The 5,850-nt window shown below is 62.7% G+C and carries 6 protein-coding genes; 2 read left to right on the forward strand and 4 right to left on the reverse strand.

Features of this window, described 5'->3' with window-relative positions:
* The 4 genes from PHC73_RS10690 to dnaA form a co-directional block, all read right to left on the reverse strand.
* Positions 1-1,581 (reverse strand): DNA gyrase subunit B (locus PHC73_RS10690; RefSeq protein ID WP_300127824.1); only part of this gene is annotated, 1,581 nt, incomplete at its 3' end.
* Between the two features lie 7 nt (positions 1,582-1,588).
* The gene (recF, locus tag PHC73_RS10695; protein ID WP_300127827.1) at positions 1,589-2,656 is read right to left on the reverse strand and encodes a DNA replication/repair protein RecF; all 1,068 of its coding nucleotides are present in this window, start codon (positions 2,654-2,656) and stop codon (positions 1,589-1,591) included.
* A gap of 9 nt (positions 2,657-2,665) precedes the next feature.
* Positions 2,666-3,766, reverse strand: coding sequence for a DNA polymerase III subunit beta (gene dnaN, locus PHC73_RS10700; RefSeq protein ID WP_300127830.1), 1,101 nt, complete (start codon positions 3,764-3,766; stop codon positions 2,666-2,668).
* Positions 3,767-3,976: 210 nt separating this feature from the next.
* Positions 3,977-5,290, reverse strand: a complete 1,314-nt coding sequence (dnaA, locus tag PHC73_RS10705; protein WP_300127833.1) for a chromosomal replication initiator protein DnaA — start codon at positions 5,288-5,290, stop codon at positions 3,977-3,979.
* 172 nt (positions 5,291-5,462) lie between these two features.
* Here dnaA and rpmH point away from each other — a divergent pair, with 172 nt between their 5' ends.
* Both rpmH and rnpA read left to right on the forward strand, forming a co-directional pair.
* Complete coding sequence (gene rpmH, locus PHC73_RS10710) at positions 5,463-5,600, forward strand: 50S ribosomal protein L34 (RefSeq protein WP_068804510.1); 138 nt, start codon at positions 5,463-5,465, stop codon at positions 5,598-5,600.
* Positions 5,600-5,850: ribonuclease P protein component (gene rnpA / locus PHC73_RS14010; RefSeq protein ID WP_366949859.1), on the forward strand; the 251-nt coding region annotated here is incomplete at its 3' end. The genes rpmH and rnpA, both read left to right, overlap by 1 nt.

Below are 5,850 nucleotides of genomic sequence, written 5' to 3' on the forward strand. Positions count from 1 at the left end.
ATGTCCACGTTCGATCAGTTCCGGCATCTGCCGGTAGAAGAACGTCAGCAGCAGCGTGCAAATGTGCGCACCGTCCACGTCCGCATCGGTCATGATGATGATGCGGTGATAGCGCAATTTGTCGGGGTTGTATTCTTCCCGACCAATGCCACAGCCCAGCGCGGTGATCAAAGTTCCCACCTCGGCGGAGGCGAGCATCTTGTCGAAGCGCGCTTTTTCGACGTTGAGGATCTTGCCCTTCAGCGGCAGGATGGCCTGCGTGCGCCGATCGCGCGCCTGTTTTGCCGAACCACCCGCCGAGTCGCCCTCGACCAGGTACAGCTCGCACTGGCTCGGGTCTTTTTCCTGACAGTCGGCAAGCTTGCCCGGCAGGCCGGCGATATCCAACACACCCTTGCGGCGAGTCATCTCGCGCGCCCGTCGCGCCGCCTCGCGAGCCCGGGCGGCGTCGATGATCTTCGACACGATCGCGCGCGCCTCGGCCGGATGTTCCAGTAAGAACTCGGTGAACTTCTCGCTGATGGCGGCTTCGACGACGCCCTTGACCTCCGACGAAACCAGTTTGTCCTTGGTTTGCGACGAGAATTTGGGGTCGGGAACCTTCACCGACAGCACACAGGTCATGCCCTCGCGGATGTCCTCGCCGGAGGTCTCGACCTTGGCCTTTTTGGCCAGACCTTCCTTTTCAATGTACTGATTCAGTGTGCGCGTCAAGCCGGCGCGAAAGCCCGCCAGATGGGTGCCGCCGTCGCGCTGGGGAATATTGTTGGTGAAGCAGAACGTGGTCTCCTGATAGGAGTCGTTCCACTGAATGGCAACCTCCACACCGATTTCTCCGCGCTGCTCGGAAAAATGGAACACGGTGGGATGCAGCGGCGTTTTGTTGCGATTCAAGTGCTCGACGAACGAACGGATGCCGCCTACGTATTCAAAGACCTCGTGGCGATCATCACGCTCGTCGAAGAGCTCGATGCGCACCCCTGAATTCAGGAACGACAGCTCGCGCAGACGCTTGGCCAGCACGTCGTAGTGGAATTCGACGTCGCTGAATACCTGCGGGCTCGGTCGGAAATAAACCCGTGTACCGGTGCTGTCAGCCGTTCCGACAACCGCCAGCGGTGCCTGCGGCACGCCATCCCGATATTCCTGCTCGTACACCTTGCCGTCGCGGCGAATCGTGAGTTTCAGGTACTCCGACAAGGCGTTGACGACCGAGACACCAACGCCGTGCAGTCCTCCGGATATCTTGTATGAGTTGTCATCGAATTTGCCGCCGGCGTGCAAGGTGGTCATGATCACCTCCGCCGCCGAACAACCCTCTTCGGCGTGAATATCAACCGGAATGCCGCGCCCGTCGTCCTCGACACTGACACCGCCATCAGCGTGAATGGTCACCTTGATGTGGTGGCAGTAGCCAGCCAGCGCCTCGTCGATGGCGTTGTCGACCACCTCGAACACCATGTGATGCAGGCCGCTACCATCATCGGTGTCACCGATATACATGCCAGGACGCTTACGAACCGCATCGAGACCCTTTAGAACCTTGATACTCGAGGAGTCATAGACTTTTGCGTCGGTCATGTGATTCTCAAAAAGATACCGGGGTCACGGCGCCGTGTTCCACGTGAAACACGGCGCCGGAAACACCGAGCCCACCCGCTCGGGTGGGAGAAGTGACGAATCGCTGCAGCCGGTGGTCGCTCAACAGCCGCAGCACAGCCTGGAGGTGCCGCTCATCCAGCTCGGCTGCGAGATCGTCGAAGAAAACGATCGGCTCAGCCTGCGGAAAACACGCCAGCAACTGCTCGAGTTGCGCCAGGCGAACGACCAAATAGACCAGTTTGGCCTGTCCCGCCGACAGAACGTCAAAACCGAATCGCCCATCGACGCGAGCAACGAGATTCGCGCGATGAGGGCCGCCCATAGTGTAGCCGACGGCTCGATCCCTGTCCCGGCTACTCGCCCAGTACTCTGTGAGCGGCTCGCCGTCACGCCAACCACGCTGCAGGGTGATGGTGATGGAGAAGCCGAGACCGAGCCGGTGAACGGTATCCTCCACCTGCTGCTGAAGGCGCGCCACGTAGTCGAGCCTGGCTACGGTCAACGCCTCACCGGCCTGCGCCAACAAGCCGAGCCATGGCGCATCGACTTGGCGGGCTCGCAAGGCAGCGTTTCGCTGGGCTAATGACTGGTAGTAGCGTGACCAGGCCGAATGGAACCCAGGTTCCACGTGAAACAGCCCCCAATCGAGCACCGCCCGTCGCTCGCCGCGACTGCTTCTGAAGCGCGCCAGCCCGTCTTGCGACAATGCCAGCACCGGGACGTTGCGCGCCAACTCGGACGCGCTGCGCAACGGCCGCTGGTCTAGAAAAATGCGGGTAGCGCCGGCCTGCCGTTGCAGACGCACATGGTGTAGCTGTCCCCCCTCATGCCGGAACCAGGCGCCCACGCTCAGCCCTTTACAACCCTGCCGAATCATCGCGTCGGTATCGCGGGTCCGAAACGACCGACCCACAGCCGCCAGATGGATGGCCTCGAGCAATGAGGACTTACCTCCCCCATTGGGGCCCACCAGCACATTCAAACCATCGGCGGGATGCCAGTCGATCGCCTGGAGATTGCGCACATCGCGAACGATGAGTCGCGTAAGCCGCATCGGCTTCCACTAAAGCCGCATTGGCATGACGACGTAGCGGCTGGAGCCACCCGACGGCTCGGTCATCAGACAACTGGCGCCAGCATCAGACAGGTGCAGGCGTACCGCATCGCTTTTCAACGCGTTAAGCACATCGATGAGGTAACTGACGTTGAAACCGATCTCGAGCGGCGCACCGTGGTAGTCGACCTCGAGCTCCTCCTCCGCCTCTTCGTTTTCGGTGTTGTTAGCCGATAGACGCAGTAGCTTTGGCTCGAGCTGCAGCCTTACCGAACGGTATTTCTCGTTGGCAAAAATTGCCACCCGCCCCAGGGAATCGCGCAGACTCACGCGGTCTACATCCAGCACCTTGTCCTGATTGCGCGGGATCACGCGCTCATAATCCGGAAAGCTGCCATCGATCACCTTCGACTTGAACACGACCTCGGCGGCGCTCAGCGTCACGTGGTCGACACCCAAGCCTAGCCTCGCCGGAGTGTCGTCGTCAGCCAAAAGTCGCAGCGCCTCGATCACCGTCTTGCGCGGAACGATGACACGCCGCGCCGCGTCAGCCGACGCGACCGGCAATTCAGTGACCGCCATGCGGTGCCCGTCGGTCGCCACCAGACGGCAATGTCCGTTCTGCACATCGACCAGCATGCCGTTCAAGTAATAACGGACATCCTGCTGCGCCATCGCGAAATACGTGGCCTCGATCGCGCGCCGCAGTTCGCGCTGCGGCAACTCGAGCCCGAGCTCGTCGCCCTTGACGTCGATCCCCGGAAACTCCGCGGCCGGCAGCGTCGACAGGCTGAAGCGTGACCGTCCGGCCCGCACGTTGGCACGGTTACCGCTGATCTCGATGGTGAGCCGCGCGCCATCCGGCAATGCGCGGCACAAGTCGAGCAGCTTACGGGCGGGAATGGTGGTCGAACCACTGACAGTGCATTCCTCGAGACAGCCAGGCACCGACAGCTCGACCTCGAGGTCGGTCGCCGACAGCCGGAAACCGTGTTCGTTGGCCGTGATCAGCACGTTCGCCAGAATAGGCAGGGTCTGGCGTCGTTCGACGACGGCATGGGCAACCTGAAGCGGTGCCAAGAGCTGGCTGCGGTCCACGCTGATTTTCATCGTCGGCCTCAATGAGGAGGTTTTGATATAGAAGCTTATTGCTATTTAGGCCTGTGGATAACTGAGTAATTTTTATTTATTCAATTATATCAACAGGTTGTTTGACGCTATACGGTGAGCTTGCGGCGGTATATCTGATCGTGACCGATGGCCGATGGCGCCCGACCGTGCAGGTTTGCCTGACGCGCTCCACCGGATATCCACAGGCTATCAGCCCATCAGGATACGGCGCAGGTTGCCGTAGTCGCTGGCGATGGTTTCGTCGTCACGGCGCATCTCCGCCACCCGTTCGCAGGCATAAAGCACGGTGGTGTGATCGCGTCCGCCGAAGGCTGCGCCGATTTCCGGCAGGCTGCAGGCGGTCAATTCCTTGGCTAGCGCCATGCCGACCTGGCGTGGCCGTACCAGGCTGCGTTTGCGGCTGCGCGAGGTCAGGTCGCTGCCGCGCAGCCGGTAATACTCGGCCACCGCCTTGAGGATGGCGTCCAGCGTGACCTGCCGGTCCTGTGCCTTGACGATGTCCTTGAGTGCTTCGCGCGTGAGCTCGAGCGTGATCGGCGCGTGGGTCAGCGTCGCGTAGGCCATCACCGTGCGCAGGGCACCCTCGAGCTCGCGCACGTTCGAGTGCACCCGACGGGCGATGAAGAACGCCACGTCCTGCGGCACGCTCTTTTTGGCCAACTCGGCCTTGCTGAGCAAAATGGCCACGCGCGTCTCCATGTCGGGCGGCTCGACAGCCACCGACAGCCCCCAGCCGAAGCGTGACTTGAGCCGGTCCTCCAAGCCCTTGATGTCGCGCGGGTAGCGGTCGCAGCTCATCACCAGCTGGTTTTTGCTTTCCAGCATGGAATTGAACACGTGGAAGAACTCTTCCTGGGAGCGCTCCTTTCCTGCCAGGAACTGGATGTCGTCGACCAGCAGCAAATCCAGATTGCGATAGTGCGCCTTGAAGGCGTCGATGCGATTTTGCTGCAGGGCCGACACCATGTCCGACACGAATCGCTCACCGGAAACGTAGACCACGCGCGCTTCGGGCCGCTCGGCCAGGACGGCGTTGCCGATGGCGTGCAGCAAATGCGTCTTGCCCAGGCCCACGCCACCGTACAGCAGCAGCGGGTTGTACAGACCGCCGCAGTTCTCGCTGACCAGCAGCGAGGAGGCGCGCGCCAGGCGGTTGGACTTGCCTTCGATGAACGTGTCGAACCGAAGCTGCGGGTCCACCGCCGGCGCCGGCTGGCGCTTGCGTCTGCCGGCGGGTGCCCCGCCGGCGGGCTTTTCCGCTGACGCGTCGCCGACGTTGCTGCCGATCTCCAGCGCCAGGCTCAGGCCGCGCTCGGCCAGCAACTCGCGGATGCGGCCCTGAAACTGCGTGCTGACCTGTTCCAGCACGAACTGGTTGGGCGCCAGCAGGCGCAGCGTGCTGCCCGCCTGGCGGGCCTGCAACGGCCGGATCCAGGTGTTGAAAAGCTGCGGCGACAGCTCGCGTTCGAGCTGGGCGAGACAGCCCTGCCAAGTGTTCTTCAAGGAAGCCCTCGATCAAAAACCGACCCGGGTTCCGCGTGTCGGCCGGCCGGCAAGTTTACCGCCTGGCGCAGCCGCCGCGCCCGGCAGCCAGCGGCAGCCGACGGTTGACCAGTCAGAGTTCGCGCCGTTAAGCTTTCGCGCCTTTTTGCCAGCTTTCCTGGATGACGCGGTCATGAAGCGCACCTACCAACCCAGCAACCTGCATCGGGCCCGCACGCACGGTTTTCGCGCCCGTATGCGCACCGTCGGCGGACGCAAGGTCCTGAACGCCCGGCGTGCCAAGGGGCGTCACCGCATCAGCTGCGTCTGATCCGGTCGCAGTCGCCGTCGGCGACCTGCGGGTTTACCCGCCAGCAGCGCCTGCTGGCGCCGGCGCAGTTCCAGGCCGTGTTCCGACACGGCCGCCGGCGCCGGGTGGGCGGAATCGAGCTGATCACGCTACCCAACGATGTCGGCTTCGCCCGGCTCGGCTTGGTCGTGCCCAAACGCAGTGTGCGCGGCGCCGTACAGCGCCACACGTTGCGCCGCTGGGCACGCGAAGCGTTTCGGCTACGCCAGCG

Source organism: Immundisolibacter sp. (assembly GCF_028696615.1).
Taxonomy (GTDB): Bacteria; Pseudomonadota; Gammaproteobacteria; order Immundisolibacterales; family Immundisolibacteraceae; genus Immundisolibacter.

Excerpts from the sequence above, each read along its gene's own strand:
- recF (WP_300127827.1), bottom strand. The coding sequence starts at position 2,656 with ATGCGGCTTACGCGACTCATCGTTCGCGATGTGCGCAATCTCCAGGCG.
- rpmH (WP_068804510.1), top strand. The coding sequence starts at position 5,463 with ATGAAGCGCACCTACCAACCCAGCAACCTGCATCGGGCCCGCACGCAC.
- dnaN (WP_300127830.1), bottom strand. The coding sequence starts at position 3,766 with ATGAAAATCAGCGTGGACCGCAGCCAGCTCTTGGCACCGCTTCAGGTT.